The organism is Brevundimonas sp. EYE_349 (assembly GCF_023147505.1).
Taxonomy (GTDB): domain Bacteria; phylum Pseudomonadota; class Alphaproteobacteria; order Caulobacterales; family Caulobacteraceae; genus Brevundimonas.
In genome coordinates this window covers 304,927-329,666 of sequence record NZ_JAHXPB010000001.1, presented here as the reverse complement: position 1 = coordinate 329,666, position 24,740 = coordinate 304,927, and the positions used below count along the sequence as shown (strand labels likewise).

General features: G+C 65.3%; 25 protein-coding genes and 3 tRNA genes. 14 read left to right on the top strand and 14 right to left on the bottom strand.

The window, feature by feature from the left end; all coding sequences use genetic code 11:
• Positions 1-53: 53 nt before the first annotated feature.
• The 7 genes from KZX42_RS01745 to KZX42_RS01715 all read left to right on the top strand — a co-directional run bounded on the left by KZX42_RS01745 (position 54) and on the right by KZX42_RS01715 (position 3,011).
• Positions 54-128 (top strand) — tRNA-Glu (locus KZX42_RS01745).
• A gap of 250 nt (positions 129-378) precedes the next feature.
• Entirely contained in the window at positions 379-891 is a 513-nt protein-coding gene (locus KZX42_RS01740; protein ID WP_248117254.1) for a cold-shock protein, read from the top strand.
• Between the two features lie 23 nt (positions 892-914).
• Positions 915-1,394, top strand: coding sequence for a DUF192 domain-containing protein (locus KZX42_RS01735; protein WP_248116495.1), 480 nt, complete (start codon positions 915-917; stop codon positions 1,392-1,394).
• A gap of 45 nt (positions 1,395-1,439) precedes the next feature.
• A tRNA-Pro gene (locus tag KZX42_RS01730) sits at positions 1,440-1,516 on the top strand.
• A 76-nt stretch (positions 1,517-1,592) separates the two neighbouring features.
• The gene (locus KZX42_RS01725) at positions 1,593-1,898 is read left to right on the top strand and encodes an ETC complex I subunit (protein WP_248116493.1); all 306 of its coding nucleotides are present in this window, start codon (positions 1,593-1,595) and stop codon (positions 1,896-1,898) included.
• Positions 1,899-1,917: 19 nt separating this feature from the next.
• Positions 1,918-1,994: transfer RNA gene (locus tag KZX42_RS01720), tRNA-Arg, on the top strand.
• A gap of 30 nt (positions 1,995-2,024) precedes the next feature.
• A complete protein-coding gene (locus KZX42_RS01715) occupies positions 2,025-3,011 on the top strand; it encodes a rhodanese-related sulfurtransferase (protein WP_248116491.1) in 987 nt (328 codons plus the stop codon).
• Here KZX42_RS01715 and KZX42_RS01710 read toward each other — a convergent pair.
• From KZX42_RS01710 to KZX42_RS01700, 3 genes are read right to left on the bottom strand one after another with little or no spacing between them, the layout of a single operon-like run.
• A complete protein-coding gene (locus tag KZX42_RS01710; protein ID WP_248116490.1) occupies positions 2,977-3,729 on the bottom strand; it encodes a DUF1295 domain-containing protein in 753 nt (250 codons plus the stop codon). The genes KZX42_RS01715 and KZX42_RS01710 overlap by 35 nt on opposite strands.
• Before the next feature lie 50 nt (positions 3,730-3,779).
• Entirely contained in the window at positions 3,780-4,418 is a 639-nt protein-coding gene (locus KZX42_RS01705) for a ChrR family anti-sigma-E factor (RefSeq protein WP_248116488.1), read from the bottom strand.
• Complete coding sequence (locus tag KZX42_RS01700; RefSeq protein WP_248116486.1) at positions 4,415-4,993, bottom strand: sigma-70 family RNA polymerase sigma factor; 579 nt, start codon at positions 4,991-4,993, stop codon at positions 4,415-4,417. The genes KZX42_RS01705 and KZX42_RS01700 overlap by 4 nt, the downstream gene beginning before the upstream one ends.
• 195 nt (positions 4,994-5,188) lie before the next feature.
• On the opposite strand from KZX42_RS01700, the gene KZX42_RS01695 reads away from it, so the two are divergent.
• The 5 genes from KZX42_RS01695 (at position 5,189) to KZX42_RS01675 (ending at position 13,115) form a co-directional block, all read left to right on the top strand.
• A complete protein-coding gene (locus tag KZX42_RS01695; RefSeq protein WP_248116484.1) occupies positions 5,189-6,526 on the top strand; it encodes an FAD-dependent oxidoreductase in 1,338 nt (445 codons plus the stop codon).
• A complete protein-coding gene (locus KZX42_RS01690) occupies positions 6,523-7,323 on the top strand; it encodes a DUF1365 domain-containing protein (protein ID WP_248116482.1) in 801 nt (266 codons plus the stop codon). The genes KZX42_RS01695 and KZX42_RS01690 overlap by 4 nt, the downstream gene beginning before the upstream one ends.
• A 389-nt stretch (positions 7,324-7,712) precedes the next feature.
• Positions 7,713-8,294, top strand: coding sequence for a hypothetical protein (locus KZX42_RS01685; protein ID WP_248116480.1), 582 nt, complete (start codon positions 7,713-7,715; stop codon positions 8,292-8,294).
• Positions 8,185-9,744: a DNA polymerase Y family protein gene (locus KZX42_RS01680; protein WP_248116477.1), complete on the top strand. Its 1,560-nt coding sequence runs from the start codon at positions 8,185-8,187 to the stop codon at positions 9,742-9,744. The genes KZX42_RS01685 and KZX42_RS01680 overlap by 110 nt, the downstream gene beginning before the upstream one ends.
• Complete coding sequence (locus KZX42_RS01675; RefSeq protein WP_248116474.1) at positions 9,741-13,115, top strand: error-prone DNA polymerase; 3,375 nt, start codon at positions 9,741-9,743, stop codon at positions 13,113-13,115. The genes KZX42_RS01680 and KZX42_RS01675 overlap by 4 nt, the downstream gene beginning before the upstream one ends.
• A 16-nt stretch (positions 13,116-13,131) precedes the next feature.
• Here KZX42_RS01675 and KZX42_RS01670 read toward each other — a convergent pair whose 3' ends face one another.
• From KZX42_RS01670 to KZX42_RS01630, 9 genes are all read right to left on the bottom strand, one after another.
• Complete coding sequence (locus KZX42_RS01670; RefSeq protein WP_248116472.1) at positions 13,132-13,809, bottom strand: sugar phosphate nucleotidyltransferase; 678 nt, start codon at positions 13,807-13,809, stop codon at positions 13,132-13,134.
• Positions 13,806-14,864: a dehydrogenase gene (locus tag KZX42_RS01665; RefSeq protein WP_248116470.1), complete on the bottom strand. Its 1,059-nt coding sequence runs from the start codon at positions 14,862-14,864 to the stop codon at positions 13,806-13,808. Before KZX42_RS01665 ends, KZX42_RS01670 begins: the two co-directional genes overlap by 4 nt.
• A complete protein-coding gene (locus KZX42_RS01660; RefSeq protein WP_248116468.1) occupies positions 14,864-15,871 on the bottom strand; it encodes a hypothetical protein in 1,008 nt (335 codons plus the stop codon). Before KZX42_RS01660 ends, KZX42_RS01665 begins: the two co-directional genes overlap by 1 nt.
• A gap of 11 nt (positions 15,872-15,882) precedes the next feature.
• On the bottom strand, positions 15,883-16,497 hold the full coding sequence (locus KZX42_RS01655; RefSeq protein ID WP_248116465.1) for an SIS domain-containing protein: 615 nt from the start codon (positions 16,495-16,497) through the stop codon (positions 15,883-15,885).
• 6 nt (positions 16,498-16,503) lie between these two features.
• A complete protein-coding gene (locus KZX42_RS01650) occupies positions 16,504-17,061 on the bottom strand; it encodes an HAD-IIIA family hydrolase (RefSeq protein ID WP_248116463.1) in 558 nt (185 codons plus the stop codon).
• 2 nt (positions 17,062-17,063) lie between these two features.
• A complete protein-coding gene (locus KZX42_RS01645; protein ID WP_248116461.1) occupies positions 17,064-17,819 on the bottom strand; it encodes a transaldolase in 756 nt (251 codons plus the stop codon).
• A 120-nt stretch (positions 17,820-17,939) separates the two neighbouring features.
• Positions 17,940-18,902, bottom strand: coding sequence for a glycosyltransferase family 2 protein (locus tag KZX42_RS01640; protein ID WP_248116459.1), 963 nt, complete (start codon positions 18,900-18,902; stop codon positions 17,940-17,942).
• Positions 18,899-19,849, bottom strand: coding sequence for a glycosyltransferase family A protein (locus tag KZX42_RS01635; RefSeq protein ID WP_248116457.1), 951 nt, complete (start codon positions 19,847-19,849; stop codon positions 18,899-18,901). Before KZX42_RS01635 ends, KZX42_RS01640 begins: the two co-directional genes overlap by 4 nt.
• On the bottom strand, positions 19,846-20,520 hold the full coding sequence (locus KZX42_RS01630; RefSeq protein WP_248116455.1) for a sugar transferase: 675 nt from the start codon (positions 20,518-20,520) through the stop codon (positions 19,846-19,848). The genes KZX42_RS01635 and KZX42_RS01630 overlap by 4 nt, the downstream gene beginning before the upstream one ends.
• Positions 20,521-20,617: 97 nt before the next feature.
• Between KZX42_RS01630 and KZX42_RS01625 the strand changes: the two genes are divergently transcribed.
• Positions 20,618-21,418, top strand: coding sequence for a WecB/TagA/CpsF family glycosyltransferase (locus KZX42_RS01625; RefSeq protein WP_248116453.1), 801 nt, complete (start codon positions 20,618-20,620; stop codon positions 21,416-21,418).
• Complete coding sequence (locus KZX42_RS01620; RefSeq protein ID WP_248116451.1) at positions 21,411-22,754, top strand: O-antigen ligase family protein; 1,344 nt, start codon at positions 21,411-21,413, stop codon at positions 22,752-22,754. The genes KZX42_RS01625 and KZX42_RS01620 overlap by 8 nt, the downstream gene beginning before the upstream one ends.
• Here the strand turns inward: KZX42_RS01620 and KZX42_RS01615 are convergent.
• Both KZX42_RS01615 and KZX42_RS01610 read right to left on the bottom strand, forming a co-directional pair.
• Complete coding sequence (locus tag KZX42_RS01615) at positions 22,741-24,000, bottom strand: hypothetical protein (RefSeq protein ID WP_248116449.1); 1,260 nt, start codon at positions 23,998-24,000, stop codon at positions 22,741-22,743. The two genes, KZX42_RS01620 and KZX42_RS01615, sit on opposite strands and share 14 nt — an antisense overlap.
• On the bottom strand, positions 23,997-24,698 hold the full coding sequence (locus KZX42_RS01610; protein ID WP_248116447.1) for a polysaccharide biosynthesis/export family protein: 702 nt from the start codon (positions 24,696-24,698) through the stop codon (positions 23,997-23,999). The genes KZX42_RS01615 and KZX42_RS01610 overlap by 4 nt, the downstream gene beginning before the upstream one ends.
• Positions 24,699-24,740: the final 42 nt, after the last annotated feature.

Genomic DNA, 24,740 nt, shown 5'->3' with positions numbered 1-24,740 from the left:
CACGCTTGCACCGTTTCGAGGGCGCGGCTATATCGCCGGCTCTCCCGCGCAGCGGTCCCTTCGTCTATCGGTTAGGACGTCAGGTTTTCAACCTGAAAAGAGGGGTTCGACTCCCCTAGGGACTGCCACGCGGGGCAGGCCGATCGTCTAGCCGAATGGCTCTGGCGACGATCAATTTCCACCGACCAATATTGCTGATGTTCCGCATCGCGGAACCGCGCCGTGCGCGTTCGTGGTTAGTCGTTATTGACCAATAACGTTAATCTTCGCCCATCGCGTGCATTTTCCGCTTTTCAAAGTTTCGCGGAACGGTGTTAAACATAGACCGAGTCCGCTAAACGCGCGGACGGGGGTCTTAAGTTGTCTGACTACAACGAGATGGAGACGGCGCAGACCGTTCGCGTCATCGGGCGGGTGAAATGGTTCGATGCCGTAAAGGGCTATGGCTTCATCGTTCCCAATGATCCGGCGCTGACTGAAATGCGCGACGTGCTGCTGCACATCAGCAGCCTTCGCGACCTTGGCCGCGACGCGGAAGAAGGTGCGCCGATCACCTGCGATTGCGTCAAACGTCCAAAGGGGTGGCAGACGGTGGCGATCCACGATCTCGGCTATGGAGATTCGGCCCCGCCTGTTCGTCGCGCGCCACCGCCAACCGCCTCGGTCGAACTGTCGGACGACGAACTGGAGACCGCGCTGGTCAAATGGTTCAATCGCACCAAGGGCTACGGATTCGTCGTGCGTGATCGCGAGCCAGGCGATATCTTCGTCCATATCGAGACGCTGCGTCGCTGCGGCCTGGACGATCTGATCCCTGGCGATACGGTGCGGGTGCGATTCGCCAATGGGCCCAAGGGGCTGGTGGTCGCGGACATCAGAACGGGCGACTGATATCCGGCGCCCAGGAGAGGCGCATGATCGACGCAAGCAGACGACTGATTCTGGCAGGGCTGCTGATTCTGGCCGTCGCCGGCTGCGCGGCCAAGGCGCCGACCGGCCCCAATGGCGAGCCGCTGCAAAGTCTGGCCATCGTCACGACCTCGGGCGAACACCAGTTCTGGGTTGAGATCGCCGATGACGAACCGGAGCGTCAGCGTGGTCTGATGTTCCGACCGCCGTTGGAGGCGGATCGCGGCATGCTGTTCCAATGGCCCGGCGAGGCGCCGCGCGAGCAGAGCTTCTGGATGCGCAACACCCCCAGTTCGCTGGACATTCTCTATATCGACCCCAAGGGGCGCATCGTCTCCATCGCCTCGCACGCCACGCCGTTTTCCGAGGCGCCGATACCGTCCAACGGGGCGGCCAACGGCGTGCTGGAACTCCGCGCCGGCCGCGCCGCCGAGATCAACGCACAGCCCGGCGACAAAGTTTTACATCCTTATTTCAAGCCTTGATTGCGGTTTGCCGCGCGAAGTGCCAATAGGGCGCTCCGTTCGGTCCGGGGTGTAGCGCAGCCTGGTAGCGCATCTGGTTTGGGACCAGAGGGTCGGAGGTTCGAATCCTCTCGCCCCGACCAACGGAAGGCCGCTGGATTCCGCATCCGGCGCGCGTTATGGCAGGGGCGAAAGCTCGCCGTCACTGAGGACCCGCCCATGCTCGCTCGCATCTACCGCCCGGCCAAGACCGCGATGCAGTCAGGCAAGGCCAAGAGCCGCGACTGGCGGCTAGAGTTCGAACCCGCCTCGGCGCGCACCATCGACCCGCTGATGGGCTGGACCAGCTCCAGCGACATGAACGGCCAGGTCCGCATGAACTTCGATTCGAAGGAAGAGGCCGTCGAATACGCCGAGCGTCACGGCATCGCCTTCCGTCTGCATGAGCCGAACGATCCGCCGGTGATTATCAAGGCCTATGCCGACAACTTCGCCACCAACCGCAAGCAATCCTGGACGCACTGACGCCTGCGTCCGGCCAAAAGCGCCCATAGCTCAACCGGATAGAGCACCCGCCTTCTAAGCGGGATGTTGCAGGTTCGAGTCCTGCTGGGCGCGCCATTCCCGGCGCGGCGCGTATGGGGTCCGCACATGACCGACATCCCCACCTCGCCCGAACAGGCCATCCGCGTGGCGGCGCTGTATCGGTTCGCGCCGGTCGCCGATCCCGCTAGGGTTCGCGAAAGGCTGCAGGCTGTCTGCGACGCAGGGCAGGTGAGGGGGACGTTGCTGGTCGCCCACGAGGGGTTGAACGGCACCATCGCCGGGCCGATCAACGGCGTCGAGGCGGTGCTGGACGCCATCCACGCCCTACCGGGGTTCGACAGGCTGGAACTAAAATACGCCTGGACGGACATTTCGCCGTTCCATCGGATGAAGGTGCGGGTCAAGACGGAGATCGTCACCATGGGCCAGCCGGACCTGGACCCGGCGCGCGACGCCGGCGTCTACGTCTCGCCCGCGGACTGGAATGCTTTGATTGCCGATCCTGAGACCCTGGTGATCGACACGCGCAATGCCTACGAGAGCGAGATCGGCGCCTTCGAAGGCGCGGTGAAGCCCAATACAGAGAGCTTTCGCGATTTCCCCGACTGGTTCCGCACCGAGGGCCGCGCCCTGCTGGCGCAGACCGGCGCGCGGCGGGTCGCCATGTATTGCACCGGCGGGATCCGCTGCGAGAAATCCACCGCCTTCCTCAAGGCCGAAGGGATAAAGAACGTCCACCACCTGGAGGGCGGGATTCTGCGTTATCTTGAGACGACGAGCGAACAAGATAGCCTATGGCATGGAGAGTGTTTTGTTTTCGACGAGCGGGTCTCTGTCGGTCACGGCCTGATCCAGGGGGCGCATACCCTGTGCCGCGGTTGCCGTCTGCCGGTGGACGAGGTTGGCCGCGCATCTGTGCATTACGTCGAGGGCGTCTGCTGCGCACGCTGTCACGACACGCGCGACGAGGGCCAACGCGCCCGCTACGCCGAACGGCATCGCCAAATCGAGATCGCCCAAAAGCGTGGGCAGACCCATATCGGCGCCTCGCCCAATCCTAACGGCGTGGCGGACGCGGGAAGAAGGCGCTAGGCGTCTTCTCGACGTAAGCGGCGAAGGCGTCCGGCCGCGACCGCTTCATGTGCGCCTCCAGCAACGGCACGCCCGACACCTTGGTCAACAGCCAATACATGTAAGCGGGGCCCGTCAGCGCCAGCCAACCCCAAAGCCAGTCGCCGCTGAGGCCGATGGCGAAAATGGGCCAAGCGCACCAGCCCAACCATTCGAAGAAATAGTTCGGGTGCCGCGACCAGGCCCACAGGCCCACATCGCACACCCTGCCCTTGTTGGCGGGATCGCGCTTGAACGCGGCCAACTGCCGGTCAGCCACGCCCTCGCCGAGCAGGGCGCCGATAAAGATCAGCGCCGCCAAGACGTCCTGAAGCGTGAGACCCGGCGCCGGATTGCGTCCGCCGACCAGAACGCTGAGCGAAAGAAAGGCCGCAGCGCCGGCCTGCAACATCAAAAATCCGAACATCTTCGCCTGGAAGCCCCGGCCCCAGTCCTGGCGCAGCCTTGCGTAACGGGCGTCCTCGCCTTCGGCCGCCGCGCGTTTGGCGATGTGTAACCCCAGACGCAGACCCCAGGCGCCGATCAGCAAACCCGCCAGCCATTGACGAGGGGAGGGAGCGGCGCCGTCGAGTGGAAACAGGGCCACGCCAACGCCGGCCGCCCCCAGACCCAACGACCAAAAGGCGTCCGCCCATCCGCCTTGTCCGGTCCGGCGCTGCACGACCCAGGCGGCACACATGACCAAGACTATGAACAGGGCAGCCACGCCCCAGAGGCCGACCAGGCCCATCACAGGCGCACGAACGGCTGCAGCAACCGGCCCATCCAGCCGTCCAGCTTGATCTGTCCATCCAGGGCGACCACGCACAGACAGGCCTCGTCAGAGACGACGCGCGGCTGGTGCAGCACGTCGTCGTTGGCCTCTTCCAGATCGCCGACATCGAACCGTTGCGTTTCGGTGGCGTAGGCGCCCGAGATGACGCAGGTCAGTTCGACCCCGCCGTGCGTATGTTTCGGCGTGTCGCGACCCGGCTCGATTCGCAACAGAATGACGCGGCAGTCGCCATCGCGAGGCGCATGAACATCGCGAACCCGCATACCCGGGCCGATCCAACGCCAGGGGCCGAGCGCATAGCGGCGAAGCGGCTCTGGCAGTTCGGGCATGTCATTCAGCGGGGCAGGCGATTTCGCCGCGCCTGCATCCGTCTCGATCCGCGCCAAGGCGTGCGCCAGCGCATCCTCTGACAAATCGACGGGCGAGGCGTCGTCGAGGAATGCGCCGCCAACCGCCTGCAACTCTCGCACCCAGGCGTCATTGGCGGGGCGCAGGGCCAGATGGGCGGCGACCACCACGGCTTCCGGCGCGCTCAACGACCCGGACGCATAGGACAGCAGCAGGTCTTCGGACGGATTGCGGCGCGCGTTCATCGCGAGGCCTCTTCGGACGGAGCGAGTATCAGGCGAAGCTTGGTCATGGCGTTTCGAATGCGGGATTTCACGGTGCCCAGCGGCAGATCCAACTGACGCGCGATTTCGGAATGGGAACTGTCGACAAAGAAGGCGAGGCGCAGCACCTCGACATGTTCGGGGCTCAGACGGGCCAGGGCGTCACGCACCCGGTCGGCATCCTGGGACATGGACAACAGCTCGTCCGGCCGCAGAACGTCTTCACCCGCCAGTTCGATCTCAGGCGTCGGCAGCGGCCGGGCGTCGCGACGCAGGATGTCCAGGCGGCGATTGCGAGCGATGGTGAAGATCCAGGTCGCCGCCCGCGCCTTGCGGCCATCGAACAGATCGGCCTTGCGCCAAACCGTCAGCATGGCGTCCTGGGCGAAATCCTCCGCCGCGCCCGGCGTGGCCCCGGACTTGATCAGCCAGGCCTTCAGGCGCGGCGCAAAATATTCGAACAGGCAAGCGAACGCCGCCCGGTCGCGCCGCAGCGCGATCGCCTCGATCATCTGATCGTGCAGCCGGGGATCCAGGGGCGCGTCAGGACGGGTCATTCGGCCAGAACGGGAGACGCCCGGTCGGGGCGCCAAGGTTGCGGACCGTGTGGGTGCGAAGGATTGGGGTTCGCCATGCATGAACCCTAATACGGCGGGCGGAAATGTCTGGATCAATCGCGATCCGATCATGACGCAGGGCCGTAAATCCTCCATGCGTCGTCGCCGCGCCTGCGGGCGCGCCCTGGAGCCTCCATGTCCGTCTCGCCCGCAAGATCGTCCCTCGAACCCCTGAAGATCGCCGTTGTCGGTTCGGGCGTCGCGGCCCTGTCCTCAGCCTGGCTTCTATCGCAGAAACACCGGGTCACGCTCTATGAAAAGGCGGACCGTCTGGGCGGGCACACCAATACGGTGACGGCGGGCGTGCCGTCCGGCGAGATCGCGGTGGATACCGGATTCATCTGCTTCAACGACGCCACATATCCCAATCTGATCGCCCTTTTCACGCATCTGGGGATTCAGACCCGCGCCACCGACATGTCGTTCGCCGTGTCGCTGGATGATGGACGGTTCGAATACGCGGCCCCGGGCCTGTTCGCCCAGCGTCGCAATGCCCTGAGGCCGCGCTTCTGGTCCATGCTGACCGAAATTCTGCGCTTCTATCGCGAGGCGCCGCGCGATCTGGTCGGTCTGAACGATCCGTCCCTGACGCTGGGCGACTATTTGAAACGCGAAGGGTTCAGCGAGGCGTTTCGCGACGATCACCTGCTGCCGATGGCCGCCGCCATCTGGTCGTCGCCGGCCCATACGCTGATGGACTATCCGGCGGAGTCCTTCATCCGCTTCTGCGGCAATCATGGTCTGCTGAAACTAGTGGGGCGCCCGATGTGGCGCACGGTCGAGGGCGGCAGCCGCGTCTATGTCGAACACCTGGCGCGCGCGCTTCAGGACATTCGGCTGGATCACGGCGTCGTCTTGATCGGTCGCACCGACGACGGCGTGATCGTTCACGACAGCCACGGCGGCGTCGAACGTTTCGATCATGTCGTCATCGGCGCCCACGCGGACCAGGCGCTGGCCATGCTGGATCAGCCTACCTCGGCCGAGCAGTCGCTGCTGGGCGCCTTCCGCTACAGTCGCAATCTGACCGTGTTGCATACGGACGCCTCCCTGATGCCGCGTCGTCGCCGCGCCTGGGCCAGTTGGAACTATATCGGAGCGGACTCCGGCCTGTGTGTCACCTACTGGATGAACCGGCTCCAGGGGCTGGCGGGCGACGATCTGTTCGTGACCCTGAACCCGCCGCGTCCGCCGCGTCCCGACACCCTTCTGCGCAGCGAGATCTACGAACACCCGATCTTCGATCCGGCCGCCGTCGCCGCCCAGAAGCAGTTGTGGAGCCTGCAAGGGCAGGGGGGCGTCTGGTTCTGCGGCGCGCACTTCGGCGCCGGCTTCCACGAGGACGGCCTGCAATCCGGCCTGGCCGTCGCCGAACAGTTGGGTGGTGTGCGCCGGCCCTGGGCGGTCGATAACGAGAGCGGCCGCATCCATCTAATCGCCAGCCCGACCCCATATCTTGAACGCGCGGCATGAGCGGGGCATCGGCCCTCTATCGCGGCCGGGTCATGCACCGTCGGCTGCGACCCAAGGTTCACCAGTTGGATTACCGTGTCTTCTGGCTGTTTCTGGACCTGAGCGAGATCGAAGACGCAGCCCGGCGGCTACGTCTTTTCTCTCGCAACCGTTTCAACCTGCTGTCCTTCCATGACCGAGACTATGGCGACGGCTCCGGCGATCTCAGGCCCCAGGTTCAGGCATGGCTGGCGCGGGCCGGGATCGACATCGGTTTGGGGCCGGTCCGCCTGTTAACCATGCCCCGCGTCTTGGGCTACGTCTTCAATCCGATCAGCCTCTATTACTGCCATCATCCCGATGAGCGTTTGGCGGCCATGGTTTATGAGGTAACCAGCACCTTCGGCGTGCGTCACGTCTATGTCATTCCTGTGCCGGCGGCCGACCAAGCCAAGGGCCTGATCCGTCAGGGGGCGGCCAAGGCGCTCTATGTCTCGCCATTCATGGGCATGGAGATGGACTATCGGTTTCGCGGCCATGCGCCGGGCGATCAACTGGACATGACCATCGACGGCCTGGACGCCGACGGCGTCCTGATCAACGCCGCCATGAAGGCTTGGCGCCAACCCCTGACCGATCGCGTCATCGTATCCGTCGCTGCGTCCATCCCGCTGATGACGCTTAAGGTCATGGCTGCGATCCATTGGGAAGCGCTCAAGCTCTGGCTCAAAGGCGTCCGACTCACCAACCAGCCCCCGCCAGCGCAAACGCCGGCCACTTACCAAGCGACGGCTGAGGAAAGCCGGCTAGGCCATTGAATAGCGACGACTAGACAACCGAACGACAGTTATTTCGCATAATATATCTTAGGCGATACTTGATGCGAGTCGAAACCGGTACCTTGTTATGCATTCCGTGTGCTCCCTTAAGCACAGGTCTCTGAAACCTAGCCCATTGCTCTGCTTGACTCTGGTTAGAGGTTTTGGGCTTTCTAGAACAAATGAGGAACATTTGTTCGCAACCTGACGCCTTGGCGGCTTTGAAGGCTCGGCTGGAAAGGCTTGAGCGGCTTGGTGATCGTCGGGTCGCCATCGGCGCGCGCGGGATATGTGACACCCCTCTTGCGCCTTTGATCCCAGGGGTCGTGCATGACCTCTATGCCGCGACGCCAGCGGACGCCGTGGCTCTCAACGCTTTCGGATTGGGGATGGCCCAGACCATCAGGGGGGATCGGCCGATCCTGTGGGGCATGCACGACATGATGGCGCAAGAGACGGGGCGCCCTTACGGGCGTGGCCTGCATGAAATGGGCCTGTCGGCCCGTGACATTCTGCTGGTGCGGACTCGCGACGTGCACACCCTGCTGGCCGTGGGTGAAGAGGCTTTGCGCTGTCTCGCCGTGGGCGCGGTGGTGTTGAGCGCCTGGGGCGAAGCGAAGGCTTTCAGCATGACGGCCAGCCGACGTCTGGCGCTGGCGGCTGAAACCGGAGGGGGAACACTGTTTCTGGCGCGCGCCGCCGCCGCGCCCTGCCCCAGCGCCGCCGAAAGCCGATGGTCTGTGGCCTCATCGGCCTCGGTCCCCCTGGAAGGCGGAGCGCCGGGCCGTCCGTCTTTTTCCGTGACCCTGCTGCGGCGGCGGGGCGGCGGGCAGACAGGAACAAGCATCGTGGAGTGGGATCGTGAGCAGAGATCATTTCAGCCGCCCCCGCCGTTACCTGGCGGTCTGGTTTCCTTGGCTGGCCAGCGACCGACTGCTGCGCCAGGAGGCGAAAGACGATACGCCGCCTGACCATACCTCGCCCTTGGTTCTGACGGAAAAGGTCAAGGGCGCACTGAGGCTGGCCGCTGTCGATCCATCGGCCGCACGAGTGGGGCTGACGCCTGGACTGAGCCTGGCCGACGCCCGCGCACGCACGCCGGATCTGCGTGTCGTCCCGCATTTGGCGGATGCTGATGCCGCCTTTCTCGAACAGGTTCTGGAGGATTTCGACCGCTTCACCCCCATGATCGCGCTTGATCCTGCGGATGGCCTGATCCTGGACGCAACCGGCTGCGCGCATCTGTTCGGCGACGAAAAGGGGCTGCTGCACGCAGTCCAAGCTCGCGGCGAGCACTTCGGCCTTCAGACCCGGTGCGCCCTGGCTGCAACGCCGCAGGCCGCGCGCGCGCTTGTTCGCTTCGGTCCCGGCGGCCTGTTCGAACCGGGGCAGGATCGCCAGGCTGTCCGCCGTTTGCCGGTCGCCGCGCTGGAACTGCCCGACAAGGACGAGGTGGCTTTGCGCCGCTTGGGCTTGAAGCGACTGGGCGATCTGGACGACCGGGCGAGCGCGCCCTTGGCCGCGCGATTTGGCGTCGGGTTCCCGAACCGATTGGCGCGCATCCTGGGTGAAGAGGACATTCGCATCGTCCCTCATCGTCCCCCCGCTCCCGTGGTTGTCGACCGGGTTTTCTTCGAGCCGATCACGACTCTGGAGGATATCGACCGCATCCTGTCCGACCTGCTGATCGAGACCATGACCCAGTTGGACCAGATCAGCCTGGGCGGCCGCGCCTTCGAGGCGGGCTTCTATCGCGTGGATGGCGCGGTGCGGCGCATTGTCGTGCGCACGGGGCGACCGACACGGGATGAAAAGGCGATCCTGAGGTTGTTTCAGGAACGGATCGCGGCCTTGCCCAATCCGCTGGATCCCGGATTCGGGTTCGATCAGACGCGGATGACGGTCGTGTGGACGCAGGTCCTGACACCGACTCAGCAGGGACTAGAGGAGGACGCGCCGGGCGAAGAGTCCCTCAGCCTGCTGGTGGATCAACTCACCGCCCGGCTGGGTCCCGAGGCGGTGATCCGGTTCGAGCCGTTCGCGTCCCATATTCCAGAACGCGCCTCGCGACGGGTTCAGGCCTCGGCCCGGTCCGGCGACGGCGACTGGCCTGACCTGGACCCGGACGATCCGCCCTTGCGCCCCTTGCAGCTGTTCGATCCGCCTCAGCCGATCGAGACCCTGGCCGAAGTGCCCGACGGTCATCCGTTGAAGTTCCGCTGGCGTCGCGTTCTGCACCAGGTCACACGCGCCGAAGGGCCGGAGCGGATCGCTGGAGAATGGTGGCGTGCGCCGGGACAGCGCACCCGCGACTACTATCGCGTGGAGGACACGGACGGCCGCCGTTTCTGGCTGTTTCGTCAAGGCGAATACGGCGTCGATGAACAGCAACGTTGGTTCATCCATGGCCTGTTCGCATGATCGAACCTGATCCTTCTGGCGATTACGCCGAACTGGCGACGACGACCAACTTCTCGTTTCTTCACGGGGCCTCATCCCCCAAACAGATGGTGGCGACGGCGCTCCTGCGGGGTCATGCCGGCATGGGCATCGCGGATCGCAACACCGTCGCCGGCGTGGTCCGCGCCTGGAGCGCGCTAAAGGCCTTGCGAGAACATGGTCTTCTTCCGCCTGACTTTCGACGAGAAGGCTCGGGGCCGGGTGAAGTCACCGTCGATGAAGACCACACCATTGATCCGGCCCTATCCGACCAGGTCAGGCGGCGCGCCCAGACCTTCAAACTGATCCTGGGCGCGCGTCTGGTTTTCAGCGACGGCGCGCCCGACATCCTCGCCTATCCCGAAACCCGCGCCGGATGGGGACGTCTGACGCGGTTGCTCACGCTGGGAAATCGGCGCGCGAAGAAAGGCCAGTGCGAAATCGGTCTTCACGATTTGCTGGCCGCTCCCGAAGACATCCTGCTTATCGTCATGCCGCCCGATCGGCTGGCGGGGTTTGAGGCCACCTTGTCTCGGATCGCCCAGGGCGCGCCCGGTGCGGTCTGGTTGGGCGCCGCCATGCTCCGAAAGGGAGATGACCGCCGCCGCCTCGCGCGATTGCAGGCCATGGCTCGAAACACGGGCGTTCCCCTGCTGGCGGTCAATGACGTGCTGTACCACGCGCCGGAGCAGCGTGACCTACAGGACGTCCTGACCTGTATCCGCGAAAACACCACCCTGGAGGTCGCCGGCCACCGGCTGTTAGCCAATGCGGAACGCCATCTCAAAACCGCCTCCGAGATGAAACGGCTGTTCAGGGATTACCCCGCCGCAGTGCCTGAGACGACCGATTTTCTGGCGCGCGTGATGTTCGATCTGAAGGCGCATCTCAAATACGAATATCCCCATGAGCCCATACCGCCGGACAAGACGCCTGATGATTGGTTGAGTCATTTGACGTGGCGCAATGCCGGAATGCGTTATCCCGACGGCATTCCCGAAAGCGTGCGCGCGACGCTGGAAAAGGAGCTCACCTTCATCAAGACGGCCGAATACGCTCCCTATTTCCTGACCATCCACCGCATCGTCCAGAAGGCGGAGAACTTGGGCATCCTGTGTCAGGGACGGGGGTCGGCGGCCAATTCCGCCGTCTGTTACGTGCTGGGCATCACCAGCGTGAACCCCGCGCAGCATGATCTTCTGTTCGAACGTTTCCTGTCATCCAGTCGCGGCGAACCGCCCGACATTGACGTGGATTTCGAACACGAGCGGCGCGAAGAGATCATCCAGTATCTTTACCAGGATTATGGGCGACATCGCGCGGGCATCGCCGCCACCGTTATCCATTTCCGCCCCCGCAGCGCCATCCGTGAAGTCGGCAAGGTTCTGGGGCTCAGCGAGGATGTGACCGCACGTCTCGCCGCCAGTCACTGGGGCAGTTGGGGCGCGGATATCACCCAGGCTCATGTCGAACAGGCCGGCATGGACCCCGCCAATCCAATGATTTCGCGCGCGGTGAAGATGGCCTCGCGCCTGTTGAACTTCCCCCGTCACCTCAGCCAGCATGTCGGCGGTTTTGTCCTGACGCGGGGTCGGCTGGACGAGATCGTGCCCATCCACAATGGGGCCATGCCGGACCGCACCTTTATCGAATGGGACAAGGACGACATCGACGACCTGGGTCTCATGAAGGTGGATGTCCTGGCGCTCGGCATGCTGACCTGCGTCAGAAAAGCCTTCGATCTGATCCAGGCGAACCACGCCAAGACCTATGCCTTGCACACCATCGAAGACGACCAGGAGGATGTCTTCGCCATGCTGCGGAAGGGGCATTCGATCGGCGTGTTCCAGGTCGAAAGCCGCGCCCAGATCAATATGCTGCCACGCCTGAAACCGGAAAAATTCTACGACCTCGCCATCCAGGTGGCGATCGTCCGACCCGGCCCGATCCAGGGCGACATGGTCCATCCCTATCTGCGGCGGCGCGCCGGATTGGAAGAACCGGACTACCCCCGGCCCGGGCTCGAACATCCGCAGGACGAGTTGGAGTCCATCGTCAAGAAGACCCTGGGCGTGCCGCTCTTCCAGGAACAGGCGATGAAGATCGCCATGGTCGCCGCCCAGTTCACGCCCGAACAGGCCAACGGTCTTCGCAAGGCCATGGGCACGTTCAAGGGCGAAGGCGATCTGGAGCGGTTCGAGGGCCTGATGGTCACGAATATGATCGCGCGGGGTTACGACGCGGACTTCGCACGCCGATGCTTCAATCAGATCAAGGGGTTCGGTTCCTACGGATTTCCCGAAAGCCACGCCGTGTCCTTCGCCCGCCTGGTCTATGTCTCGGCCTATCTCAAATGTCGCTATCCGGCCGCCTTCGCCTGCGCCTTGCTCAACAGCCAGCCGATGGGCTTCTACGCGCCGGCTCAGATCGTGCGCGAAGCCCATGAGATAGGGGGCGTGGAAATCCGGCCGATCGACGTGGCGTTCAGCGACTGGGACAATGCCCTGGAGCCGACCTCGGGCGAGCCGGCTTTGCGCTTGGGGCTGCGTCAGATCGACGGGTTCAGAGAGGATTGGGCGACAGCCTTGGTTCAGGCCAGGATCGGGTCGGCTTTCCGCGACGTGGAGAACCTTGCGCGACGCGCCGCATTGCCGACTGCGGCGATGCGCAAGCTTGCGGACGCGGACGCTTTTCGCTCCTTGAATCTGGGGCGGCGAGAGGGGTTATGGGCCGTCCGCCGGCTTCCAGACGACGCCCCCCTGCCCCTGTTCGCCGCGGCCGATGCGCGAGAACTGGGCGACGAGCCCGATTGTCGCCTGCCGCAGATGTCGTTGGGAGAGCATGTGGCGGCCGACTACCAGACCACGCGCCTGTCGCTGAAGGCGCACCCCATGCACATCCTGCGCCCGACCTTCAATGCCGAAGGCGTTCTGACGTGCCAGGCGGCGGAAGCCCTTAAAGGCGGAACCCGGGTTCAGGTGGCCGGCGTGGTTCTGGTGCGTCAAAGACCAGGCAAGGGCAATGCGATCTTCGTGACGCTGGAAGACGAGACCGGGATCACCAATGTCGTCCTATGGGCGCGTATGTTCGAACAGTTCCGACGCGAGGTGATGTCCGCGCGCCTGATGCTGGTCGAGGGCGTCATAGAAAAGAGCCCGGAGGATGTGGTCCATGTCGTGGTCCATAAGGTCTTTGATCGATCCACCGAGTTGGAAACCCTGTCGCAGGACCGGCAGACCAATATTCAACTGGCCCGCGCCGACGTCGTGGCTCACCCTCAGCAGCCTCGCCAACCCACACACCGCCACCCGCGAAACATCCGCATCCTGCCGGGGTCGCGGGATTTCCACTGACCCGGCCGCCGCTCTGCTAACTTGGAGGGAACAGGTCGTTCGCCGCCTTCAGACTATGCGGCAGTCCGATATCGATGAAGGCGCCGGTCCTGGTTTCCGCCCCGAGCAGGCCGTCAGCGCACAAGGTGGTCAGAGTGTCTTTCTCCAGCGAGGCTCGGCCGCGCACATCGGCGAAGACATCTCGCCTTAGACGATAGACGCCGCCGTTGATGACACCGGCCGCCAGGTCGGCGCGCGGGCGGATGGCGACGACCCGGCCCTCGCGGATGTCGAGGGTTTCGTAGCGATCCGCCGGCGAAACATCGCGTGCGGCGACTAGGCCGGAAAATCCGCCGGACAGCCGCAGGCTGGACCACTCGAAATCAAACCAGGTGTCGCCGTTGACGAGCAGAAAATCGTCGCGCAACAGCGACACGGCGTGCGCGACTGCGCCAGCCGTATCGAGCGGCTCCGGCTCTATGGAAAGCCGCAATGGAACGCCGCTCCATTCCCCCGCATAGGCCTTGATCGCCACATGCCGATAGCCGGCCAACAGGACCAGATCGTCGAACCCCTCGCGCACGGCCTTGTCCAGCAAGTGTTCTATGAAGGGGCGTCCCCCCACCGGCAACAGGGGTTTGGGCGTGTCGAGGGTCAGGTCGCCAAGGCGCGACCCTCTGCCCCCGACCAGAAAGACGGCCTGCCCTGCGCTCATCGCGGCACGCTCCAGGCCTCGGCGCCGTCCAGGGTGAACTTGACGGCGCTGGCCGCACCGCCCGCCTCGTTCAGCGCTGCGGTCAGCCGATAGCGGTTTTCGGGGTCGGTGCAGAACATCAGAAAGCCGCCGCCTCCCGCCCCGGACACCTTGCCCCCCCACGCGCCCTCGCGCAGAGCCAGGTCGAACAACTGATCGACCTTGGGCGTGGCGATGCCGGACGCCGTCATCTTCTTGGCCTCCCACGAGCGCATCAGTACGCGGGCGACGCGGCGCATGTCGCCTTCCAGGACCGCCTCCTTCATCGCTGTTGCGTCCTGTTTCAGGCGATGCATGCCGTCCAGAACGCCGGCGTCCAGATCGGTGAGCCCCCTAACCTGCTCGTTGATGATGGTTTCGGACCGCCGCGACTGGCCGGTGAAACAGACGACGAGGGAGGATTCCAGCTCGTTCAGATAGGCGCGCCGGACGCGCAACGGGTTCACAACTACCCGTTCGTCGGCGAGAAACTCGATGTAATTCACGCCGCCGAAGGCCGCTGCATACTGGTCCTGTCGCCCGCCGGACAGCCCCAGTTCCACCCGCTCGATCCGATAGGCCAGCCGCGCCACATCATAGGGCCCGAGCGGCAAATCCAGCGCCACCCGAAAAGCCTCGACCAACGCCACGACCAGGGCCGACGACGACCCAAGACCCGAACCGGCCGGCGCGTCCGAAGTGGTGGAGACCGTCAACGGCGGCGTCGCTCCGCCCAGCCAACGTTCGGCGACGTGACGATAGACCGCACGGTGAAGCCCCAGATCACCCCCATCGACTGGCGGCATGACCGGGTCCATCACCTCCTCGACGCCGATATCACGCGCCCGGAAGGCCAACCGGCCTTCGGGATTCGCATCGATGTGGGCGAAGGCGAACCGGTCGATCGTGGCGTTCAGAACCGCGCCGCCGAACTGATCGCAATAGGGCGACAGATCGGTGCCGCCGCCGGCCAGGCCGAGCCGCAGCGGCGCACGCGCCCGCACGCCCCAGTTCGGCGTTTGCCCGGCACGCACCATTACAGGGGCGTTTCGGCCATCTGGCGCGAACCGGTTCGGTCGATGCCATAGCGCAGACGGGGCATGTTATGGCTGGCCATATAGGCCTCAAGCTCAGCGCCGTCGCCGGGGTGGAAAAGCATCAGGAAGCCGCCGCCGCCGGCGCCGATCACCTTGCCGCCGGTCACGCCCATATCGCGCTTCACATGGTCATACAGGTCGTCGACGGCGGACCAACTGATCTTGCCAGACAGCTTTTTCTTCTGGCTCCAGTGGTCGTCCAGCATACGGCCCCAGCCGTCGAGATCCCCCGCCATCCAGGCGTCCCGGATGCGGTAGCCCAAATCCTTGATGAACCCCAGACTATCGCTGACCGTCTCGCGGCGCGGGGCGGCCTCGGACAACATGGCCGTGTGCTGATCGGCCAGAACCACGGCGGCGTCGCGGCGCAGGCCAGTGTAATAGATGTGGGTGTGTTCGATGAAGGCCGCCTCGACCTCAGCGTCCAGATCGACCCGTTTGACCACCACCAGACCGTCCGGCGCGATGTCCAGCGTGGTCAGGCCGCCAAAGGCCGCCATATACTGGTCCTGCTTGCCGATGCCCTTGCTCAGGACACGGATCTCCAGATCGCAGGCTTCCTCGGCCAGGGCCTGAGGCGACGGCTTCTGGCCCTTCAGACCGTGCAGGGCGTTCAGGAAGCCGACCAGAAAGCTGGACGAGGACCCCAGCCCCGTACCGCCTGCGATATCGGCCAGCGACGCAGTCTCAAGCCGGTCGTCAAACCCGTGCGCCATCAGGGCGGCGCGCACCAGTTCATGCTGTACCCCGGTCGCGCGCGGCGACACCTCGGGCTGGGGGCCATACACCACCACCCGGTCGTCGAAGGCCGGACGATGGGCGACGACACGGATGTATTTGTCCAGCGCCATGCCGAAAATGAAGCCGCCGTCGTTGCGGTAATAGCTTTCCAGATCGGTGCCGCCCCCACCCAGGGTGACGCGCAGCGGGGTGCGGGTTGTGATCATCGGGCGACGGCTCAGGCGGCAGGAGCGGCGACGGGTGCGATCTGCTCCCAGTGGCCCTTGTGCAGCGCCAGGGCCGGATGGGACACCAGCAGGTGCCAGACCACGGCGGCCAGACCCTCGACCAGCGGCGTGATCAGTTGCGGATCGACCGTCGGCACGATGACGCAGGCGTCAGCGGCCTCGGCCGTATAGCCGCCGTTGCGGCCGACAATGCCGGTGACCATAGAGCCGCGGGTTTTGGCCAGCTGGATCGCGCGCACGATGTTGGCGCTGACGGGCGGTTCGATGCTGCCGCCGCCGACAGAGAAGATCAGCAGGCCGTCTTCGGGCTTCAGGCGGCTGGTCTCCAGCCAGGTCGACAGGGTGCCTTCCCAGCCCTCGTCATTGATGCGGGCGGTCAGTTCCGAGACATTGTCGGTCGGGCAATAGGCTTCAAAGCCGCAGATCTTGCGGAAGTCATTGGTGGCGTGGCTGGCGTGGCCAGCGCTGCCGCCAACGCCGATGAGAAACAGGCGCCCACCGCGCTCGCGCACCTCGGCCAGGCGCTGGGCCATGGCTTCAACGGCGTTCCGGTCGATGGCGGCCATGGCCTTTTCGGCAGCGGCGAAGAAATGGTCGGCGAACATGGCTGTTTAGTCCTGAAGGGCGGGCGCCGGATCGGCCGGCGTGGTTTGAAGAATCCAGGCCACGGCCTGATGAAGATCGGCGGCGACCACATCGGCCCCGGCCTGGCTGTTGTAAGGTCGCGCCAGCAGGGCGGTCCGCGACCCGGCGGCGCGGCCGCAGGCGATGTCTCGGTCCATGTCGCCCACCATCCAGCTGTCGGCCAGATCGATGTTCCAGCGCGCCGCCAGGTCCAACAACATCCCGGCCCTGGGCTTGCGGCAATCGCACAGGTCGGCGTTGTCGTGCAGACAGGCCCGGACCTCGTCCACCGGCACGGATCGGACCAGGGCGGCGTGGATGGCGTCCAGCGCCTCGGCGCTCATCTTGCCGCGTCGCACGTCGGGCTGATTGGTAACGACGAAGGTCAGATAGCCCGCCTGGCCCAGCGCTCGCACGGCCTCGGCCGCTCCGTCCGCGATCCGCAGTTCGTCCACGGTGCGCGGGGACGCCGGCTTGCCGTCGCGCCACACCACGTCGTTCAGAACGCCGTCGCGGTCCAGGAATATGGCGGGACGACCTGACATGATTACAGGGTGAAGCCCGCCGCCACCGCGTCGGCGCGGAACATGGCCACGGTATCCAGCGAGAGGGCGTCCAGATCCCTGCCCGCCATGTCCAGCTTCTTGAGAATGTCCGGCGTGGCGGTGATGATGTGGCAACCGCACTCCGCCGCCTGGAAGACGTTCAGCACTTCGCGGGTAGAGGCCCACAAAACTTCGGCCAGCGGCTTGCGCGCGGCCATGGCCACGGCGGCCCGCATGACCGGCGCAGGATCGACGCCAGTGTCCGCGATCCGCCCCGCGAAGACCGAGAGTATGGCGGGCGTGTCGTCGGCCAGGATTTCGATCGCCTCGGCCACCTGCTCCAGCGTCAGCATGGCGGTGATGTTCAGCTTCACGCCGTCAGCGGCAAGAGCGCGCGCCATCGGGAGGCTGGACTGACCCTTGGTGTTGGTGATCGGAATCTTCACATAGACATTGTCGCCCCAACTGGCGATCACCCGCGCCTGGCGATCCATTTCTTGGAAGTCGTCGGAGAAGACTTCGAACGACAGCGGCATGTCGGGAATCAGGGCGATCAATTGCCGCGCGAACTCGGCGTAATCCTTGACGCCCGCCTTGAACATCAGGGTCGGATTGGTCGTGAATCCCGTGACCATGCCCTGCGCGTGAAGGCGCGAGAAATCCGCCAGGCTGGCCCCGTCTCCGAACAGCTTCAGCCCCGCGATCAACGGCATCGGCGGCGCCTTCGAGACGATGGGTCGATCGACCTGGGTCAGCATGGGGAAATCCTTCGGAAAACGGTTCGGCCCTGCATCCTCCAAGATGCGTGCCGTGGGCCGACTATATCGGCTGCAAAACGACGCCCCCTTAATCGAAAAGGTTAAGGCTCGCCATGGTTGTCAGACGATTGTCTCATCGATGAAGCCCACCGGCCGGCGCCACGTCAGCTTGCCCAATCCATGCTGTGTCAGCAGTCGCCACCTGAGGCGAGAGGTCGAGCGGTCCTCCCCCGTCAGCCAGGACAGGGCGCCGCCGACGGCCGTTTGTATTAACCCTTTTCCGAATAATTCAGCCCGCGCCAGGGCTGGGCGCCGCGCCCCATCGACGTAGATCGAGACATAGTGCTGCGTTTCGCGACGGGTGCGGATGAGCCGATAGGGGATGGCCGTCCGATTTCGAAACACCACTTCTGTGACGCGAGCACGCGCCGCCCAGACGATGCGCCGCCCCTGACGATGCAGCCGCACGAACAGCTCGGCGTCCTCCCCGCCCGCATAGCCGAAGGCTTCGCGCATGGCGGCCTGGCCGTCAGGAAAACACCGCTTCACATCGAAGATGGAATTGCCGGTGCCCAGGCCATAGCGCGGCCGCCCGGACGGTCCGGTCAGTTCGATCTCCGCCAGATCGGCCAGACCCAGGTCGCGCACAAACTGGCGGCCTTCGGGATCATAGGCGGGCGGCGCCCCATCCTCGAACACCGCGAAACGGGGACCCACAGCGATGTCGGCGTCCGTGGCTTTCAGCGCACCGACCAGGGCGTCGGTCCAGTCGGGATCGGCAATCTCGTCGTCGTCGATGACCGCCAGCCAGCGCCCGCGCGCTTCCCTGAATCCGCGATTTCGCACGGCGGCCATGTTTCGGGTCAGGTCCGAAATGTAGCGGATCGGCCAGAGCGAGTTGGGCGCCAACGACTCGACCACCTTCTTCCCTGCCCCGCCGGGATGGTTGTCCACCACGACGATCTCCAGCGCCAGACCCAGGCTGTTCGTCTGGGCCAGACAGGACCGCAGCGTCACCTCCAGCCCCTCGGGCCGATCATAGGTCAGTATGGCTAGCGTCAGGTCGGGCGCCGCCTCGCTCACGCCGATTTCTCCGCGATGAAGCCGATAGGGGCGCGCCAGGTCAGCTTGCCCAGGCCCTTGGCCATGCCGATCCGGTGATCGTAGCGCTGCTTGCGATCCAGAAACTCGCCCGCGGCGACATAGAGGCCGGCGTGCACCGTCGTCTGCGCCAGGCCGAGCAGGGCCACCTTGGCCTTGGTCAGGAGTTTGTTGTCGCTCGTATCGATCCGGCACACGGCATAGTGCTGCGAGCCGCGCTTCATGCGCGTGATCATATAGTCCGGCCGCGCGCGGCTGGTCTCGATGAACTCCCGAACCACGGCGTCGGGACACCATACGAAGCGCCGCCCCGCCATCGCCAAACGAAAGAGCAGCTGGGTGTCTTCGCCATTGGCGTCGCCGAACGCCACGCTGAACGGCTCTGCCCCCTCCAGGCAGGTTGCGACCCGGAAGGCCGCATTGCCGCTGCCCAGGCCCTTGCCGCGTTTGCGCAGCCGACCGAACATATGGATCTGCTCGTCCGCCGGCATCTGGAAATCGAGCGTATAGCGCCAACCAGCGGGGTCCCAATCCGGCGCGCGTCCGCCCTCGAACTCTGGCAGTTTGGGGCCAAAGGCGGCATCGGCGCCGGTGCGGTCCAGACAGGTCGTCAGGGCCGCCAGCCAGCCGGATTGAGGCTCTTCGTCGTCGTCTATGAAGGCGATATAGCGGCCTTGCGAGGCGGCGATGCCCTTGTTTCGGACAATGGAGATGTTGCGTCGCGGATCGGCCAGATAGGTCATGGCCACGCCCGTCTCGACCGCCAGCCGCTCGACCAACCCCCGCGCCAGTTGAGTGGGGTGGTTATCCACGACGATGATCTCGAATCCGCCCCAGTCCCCGCCCTGAACAGCGCAGCCGCGCAACGTCCGCTCCAGCAGATGCACCCGATCATAGCTCAGGATGACGACGCTTATGTCCACGCTCATGCGCCGGTCCCCCGCAGCACCACCCCGGCCGTGCGGATCAGGATCCAGACATCGAGTCCCAGCGACCAGGTCTCGATATAGCGGATATCCAGCCGCACCCATTCGTCGAAGTCGTTGATCCGATGGCGCCCCTCGACCTGCCACAGACAGGTTATCCCGGGCTTGACCGCCATCTTGCTCATCTGGAAGGGGGTGAAGCGCGCGTATTCATGCACGCGCGGCGGGCGCGGCCCGACCAGGCTCAGGTCGCCCTTCAGTACGCTCCACAGCTGCGGGAACTCGTCCAAGCTATAGCGCCGCAGCACGCGTCCCAGCGGCGTGACGCGCGGGTCATTCTCCATCTTGAAGGCTGGCCCCCGCATCTCGTTCTGGGACTGCAGCGCCTCTTCCTGGCGATCAGCGTCGATCCCCATGGTTCGGAACTTATAGCCTCGAAAACGGCGGCCGCCCTGCCCGACCCAGTCCACGCCATACAACGCCCGACCAGGCGAGGTCGCCCTGACCAGAAGGGCGATGGCCAGCAGCAAGGGTGACAGGACCACCAGCAGGACGGCTGAAATTCCGATGTCCATCAGCCGTTTCAACGCCAATCCCAGGCGCACGTCACGGCCGCCTGCCAGACGCGGCAAAGCGGGTTTTTCGTTCGACAATGGCAAGGCGGCGTCGCTCATGCCGCCCCTATATCAAGAACCACGCCATGTCGCGCGTCGCCGTTATCGCGGCAAGCGAATTGCAGTTTGCCGCGATGCAACGCAGAACGGTCGCATCATGAACAGCCTGTCGCCCAACAGCCGTCTTCAGCCGCAGCCCGAGGTGCGCTTCGCGGGCCTGCGGTTTCATCGGATGACGACGGACCAGACAGTCGCGGCGTTGGCGGCGCGTCCGGCCGACCTGCCCTTCGACCTCCTGATCACGCCAAACGCCGAACACGCCTGGCTGCGCCGCAAGGACCAGGCGTTCGACCGCATCAGCGCTCGCGCTTGGCTCAGCACCAACGACAGCCGCGTGTTGCGCAAGGCCGCCGCAATCGGTGGTGTGGACCTGGGGTTCGCGCCAGGATCCCATGTGGTCGAACGATTGTTCAAGACCGTGATCGGCCCCGCCGACCCCATCACCATCATCGGTGGAGACGCCTCGGTCATCGCTGACCTGGTCCGTCAGTTCGGCTTGACGCGCGTCGCCCATCATAATCCGCCGATGGGCTTCATCCGCGATGCCGAAGCGGTTCAGACGGCGGTGGAGTTCGTCGTCGCCCACCCCGCCCGCTTCATCTTCATCGCCATGGGCCCCCCACAGTCGGAAAAGCTGTGTTTGCGCATCATGGAGGATGGGCGGTCCACGGGCCTTGGCCTTTGCATCGGCAGTTCGATCACAACCCTGATCGGCCGCACCCCGCCCGCGCCCCGTTGGATGGAGGATCGGGGACTGGTCTGGCTTTATCGCCTGGCGCGCGAGCCGGGTCGTCTGTGGCGCCGCTATCTGGTGCGTGGTCTCTACGGGTTGGGCCTTGGCCTGATCGACTCCCTCGCCTACCGCCTGCGGCTCAAGTCCCCGAGTCCGCGTGGCTGACGCCGCGCGCATTCAGGATTGGCAGGGACGTCTGGATCAGGACGCGCGTCGACGCGGCGCGCAAGCCGACCGCGCCATCGCCCTGTGGGCCGGCGCGGTGCTGGTGTTGATGCTGCTCTATATCTGCATAGGCCCCAATCCCTATCAGCATGAGATTGTCGTCGATCCCCTGACCGGCGGGGCCGAGGCGTCGCCGGTGAACCGGCTCGTCTGGCTGGGACTGTTCGGCCTCTCGGCGCCGCTGCTGTGGTTCCGTCGTCGGGCGCTTCCGGCCATGCTGTTGAAGCTGCTGCCCCTTTTGCTCCTGTTCGCTTGGTTTGTACTGACGACTCGCTGGGCCCTGGACCCTGCGGTCTCCACGCGCCGCCTGATCCTCTATGCGATCAATCTCTTGATCTGCGTGGCTATTGCAGTCGGTTTGGACGACAGTCGACGACTGCACCTTGCGATGGCGACGGGGTGCGCCGTGCTGGTGGGCGTCGACATCCTGTCCTGGGTCGCAGCACCCGGCGTGTCGATGACGCCGCTGGGTCTGGCCGCCATCCATTCGCACAAGAACACTCTGGGCGCGGTCATGCTGCTGGCGGGTTTCGTCTGTGGAACCTACGCCTGGTCTCGGACTGACTGGCGGGCGCGCGCCTTCTGGTGGGGCGTCACTGTCCTGGCCCTGGTGCTGCTGGTCGCCAGCCTGTCCAAGACCAGCATGGGCCTGTTCGCCGCCCTGGCCTGCGCCACGCCGGTCATCGTGTCCCTGATGGCGCAGCGCCGCATCGTGCGATGGGGTCTGATCGCCATAGCCGCCTTGATGGTGGCGGGGGTCGCTTTCGGCTGGCTGGCCTATTGTCTCGTTGTCGGCGCCGATCCCTGGGCGCCGTTCGCCGGCATCACCTTCACCCAGCGCACCGAAGTCTGGGCCTTCGTCTGGGACGAGTTCGTCAAGCGGCCGATTCAGGGTTGGGGCTTCGGCTCATTCTGGGACATCAACCCGACCGTCCAGCCCAGCCTGCAGACCGACGCCTGGTTCGCCCAGCCCGACGCCTATACCAACGAAGCGCACAACGGCTTCCTGGACCTGGCGGTCACGACCGGCATGATCGGTCTGACGGGGGCCGTCATCGTTCTCCTACGCTGGATCGTCGGCGGTCTCATCCTGATCCGAGACGCCGTGAGCGGGGATCGCGGACGGCTGGGCGCCGCCATTCTGCTGGGCGTCTTTCCGCTGATGGTGTTCGGCCACAACTTCATGGAAAGCAGCTATTTCACCGCCAACTCCATCTTCGGCACGGTGCTGCTTCTGTTGGGGGTTGAAATCGAGCGACGCTTCATCCGCGCCTGAGACGGCGGATCAACACGACCAGCACCGCCAGCATCGCCGCCGCCTCCAGCGCCTGGCCGGCCGCCGTGCCCAGGATCGCGCCGGCCGGTCCCAGCCGGCCGATGCCCCACAGCACCCCGACCGCCGCGACTGCCGAGGCCGAGGCGTTAGCGATGGCCAAGGCCTTGAACGCCTTCAGAATCTGTAAGCCCGTGCTGACCACCACCTGAGTGAAGCCGAACGCCACGCTGAGCCCCCACAGCGGCAGCATCCATCGGGCCTCGGCGTATTTGCCGTCGAACGCCAGGCCGGTGATCGTGGGCCAGGCCGCCCACACCAGACCCGCCCAGACCAGGGCGAAGGTCGAGCCGGCCATGGCCGACATCGTCAACAGCCGAACATAGCCGCGCCAGTCGTCGACCTCTCGCCGCGCCACCAGATCGCTTCTTGCCGCCATGCTCCAAGACGAGGCCAGCAGAGGCACGGGCCGCAGGAACGTCTGGCTGAACGACAGGGCCGCCAGCACCCCGGGCCCATAGGCGGCGCCGATGGCGAACACATAGAACCGAGCCAGAACTTCGGTGCTGGACACCCCCAGAAAAAGCCAACCGGATTGCCGGCCATAGGCCACATAGCTCGGCAAGGCGCCCACCAAGCCGACCCACAAACCCCTGCTGGCCCGAGCCAACCCGACCAGACCCACAACCGCATAGGCCGCGCCCATCAGGGCCAGCACATGTTCGGCCTGCAGGGGCCGAAACACGGTCGACCCCAACGCCAGGAACGCCGCCGCCCCCGCCAGCACAGCCCCTGTCTGAACCGTCGCCCCGCCCGGTTCGCCTCGGCTGAATAAGGTCAGCCTCACATATTGCTGCAACAGATAGGCCGGCACGAAAAGCACCGCCGCCCAGGCCGCGAACGGCCCGTCGCCGGTCATCAGCTCGACCGCCAGGGCGACGCTAGCCGCGACCGCCACCCAGAAACACAGTGTGGCGCCCAGCATCAGCCGCTCGGTCGCGAACCGGGTGGCGTCGACGCCCCTGCCGTTGGGCAGGACCTGCAGATGCGCCACGCTGACCGCGTTCTGCACGCTGGCCAGCACATAGGCGACCGAGAACCACAGCACGCAGGCGCCGAACTGATCGGGCGCCATCACCCGTCCCAGGGCCAAGGCGACGCCCAGGTTCAGCAGCGAGAACAGCCCCTGTTCGACGATGGCCGTCAGATAGGGCGACGCGCGGCCGATCCGCCCCGCCAGCCTCCTCATCGGAAGCGGTTCAGATCGTAGCTGAAGCCGAAGTTGAAAGGCAGGATGCCATTCAGATATTGCCGGACGAACAGATTGACCTCCGCAATGGCGCTACGCGGCACGAAGATCAGATCGCCCGGATGCAGCAGGAAGTCCTGGCGCGGGTCGGTGTTCAGCAGGGCCTTGGCGTCCACGATCCGCGACGCCAGCCGGCCGTCCGCCACGCGCCGCAGCACAACCACCTTGCCCGTCCCCGCCGTCTCGGCGAATCCGCCGGCCGCGAAGATAGCCTGGGCCGTGTTCATCTCGCCGCGTATCTGAACCACGCCCGGCGTCTTGACCTCGCCCCCCACATAGATCTGCGACGCGCCATAGGTCGACACGCTGATCTGGACCTGCGGATTGCGCAGCACCCCGGCATAGGCTTCCGTCAGCCTCTGGCTGGCGTCGCGCACGGTCAGGCCGCCGACCGGCAACGGACCGATCACGGGAAACACGCCCTGGCCGTCCGGCCCCAGCACGACGTCGGCGTTCAGTCCGTCCTCGACCAGAAAGCCCAGCCGCAGGGCGTCGCCCGCCGCCAGCCGATATTGATAGTCGTCCTGCCCCCAGGGCGCGAAATCATAAGGCTGGGCCTGCCCCCGCACGCCGCCGCCCGAAGCGCAGGCGGCCGAAAACAGCACCAGGGCGATCGCGATCGTGCGCCAGACGGCCATCGGGGTTCCTTGTCGCGGACCGACTCGCGCGCCGCCGCCTGC

Excerpts from the sequence above, each read along its gene's own strand:
- KZX42_RS01670 (WP_248116472.1), bottom strand. The coding sequence starts at position 13,809 with ATGAGCGCAGGGCAGGCCGTCTTTCTGGTCGGGGGCAGAGGGTCGCGC.
- KZX42_RS01695 (WP_248116484.1), top strand. The coding sequence starts at position 5,189 with ATGTCCGTCTCGCCCGCAAGATCGTCCCTCGAACCCCTGAAGATCGCC.
- KZX42_RS01615 (WP_248116449.1), bottom strand. The coding sequence starts at position 24,000 with ATGAGGAGGCTGGCGGGGCGGATCGGCCGCGCGTCGCCCTATCTGACG.
- KZX42_RS01645 (WP_248116461.1), bottom strand. The coding sequence starts at position 17,819 with ATGCTGACCCAGGTCGATCGACCCATCGTCTCGAAGGCGCCGCCGATG.
- KZX42_RS01740 (WP_248117254.1), top strand. The coding sequence starts at position 379 with ATGGAGACGGCGCAGACCGTTCGCGTCATCGGGCGGGTGAAATGGTTC.
- KZX42_RS01700 (WP_248116486.1), bottom strand. The coding sequence starts at position 4,993 with ATGACCCGTCCTGACGCGCCCCTGGATCCCCGGCTGCACGATCAGATG.
- KZX42_RS01715 (WP_248116491.1), top strand. The coding sequence starts at position 2,025 with ATGACCGACATCCCCACCTCGCCCGAACAGGCCATCCGCGTGGCGGCG.
- KZX42_RS01710 (WP_248116490.1), bottom strand. The coding sequence starts at position 3,729 with ATGTGTGCCGCCTGGGTCGTGCAGCGCCGGACCGGACAAGGCGGATGG.
- KZX42_RS01705 (WP_248116488.1), bottom strand. The coding sequence starts at position 4,418 with ATGAACGCGCGCCGCAATCCGTCCGAAGACCTGCTGCTGTCCTATGCG.
- KZX42_RS01660 (WP_248116468.1), bottom strand. The coding sequence starts at position 15,871 with ATGATCACAACCCGCACCCCGCTGCGCGTCACCCTGGGTGGGGGCGGC.
- KZX42_RS01725 (WP_248116493.1), top strand. The coding sequence starts at position 1,593 with ATGCTCGCTCGCATCTACCGCCCGGCCAAGACCGCGATGCAGTCAGGC.
- KZX42_RS01625 (WP_248116453.1), top strand. The coding sequence starts at position 20,618 with ATGAACAGCCTGTCGCCCAACAGCCGTCTTCAGCCGCAGCCCGAGGTG.
- KZX42_RS01675 (WP_248116474.1), top strand. The coding sequence starts at position 9,741 with ATGATCGAACCTGATCCTTCTGGCGATTACGCCGAACTGGCGACGACG.
- KZX42_RS01690 (WP_248116482.1), top strand. The coding sequence starts at position 6,523 with ATGAGCGGGGCATCGGCCCTCTATCGCGGCCGGGTCATGCACCGTCGG.
- KZX42_RS01665 (WP_248116470.1), bottom strand. The coding sequence starts at position 14,864 with ATGGTGCGTGCCGGGCAAACGCCGAACTGGGGCGTGCGGGCGCGTGCG.
- KZX42_RS01650 (WP_248116463.1), bottom strand. The coding sequence starts at position 17,061 with ATGTCAGGTCGTCCCGCCATATTCCTGGACCGCGACGGCGTTCTGAAC.
- KZX42_RS01610 (WP_248116447.1), bottom strand. The coding sequence starts at position 24,698 with ATGGCCGTCTGGCGCACGATCGCGATCGCCCTGGTGCTGTTTTCGGCC.
- KZX42_RS01630 (WP_248116455.1), bottom strand. The coding sequence starts at position 20,520 with ATGAGCGACGCCGCCTTGCCATTGTCGAACGAAAAACCCGCTTTGCCG.
- KZX42_RS01735 (WP_248116495.1), top strand. The coding sequence starts at position 915 with ATGATCGACGCAAGCAGACGACTGATTCTGGCAGGGCTGCTGATTCTG.
- KZX42_RS01635 (WP_248116457.1), bottom strand. The coding sequence starts at position 19,849 with ATGAGCGTGGACATAAGCGTCGTCATCCTGAGCTATGATCGGGTGCAT.
- KZX42_RS01655 (WP_248116465.1), bottom strand. The coding sequence starts at position 16,497 with ATGTTCGCCGACCATTTCTTCGCCGCTGCCGAAAAGGCCATGGCCGCC.
- KZX42_RS01685 (WP_248116480.1), top strand. The coding sequence starts at position 7,713 with ATGGCCCAGACCATCAGGGGGGATCGGCCGATCCTGTGGGGCATGCAC.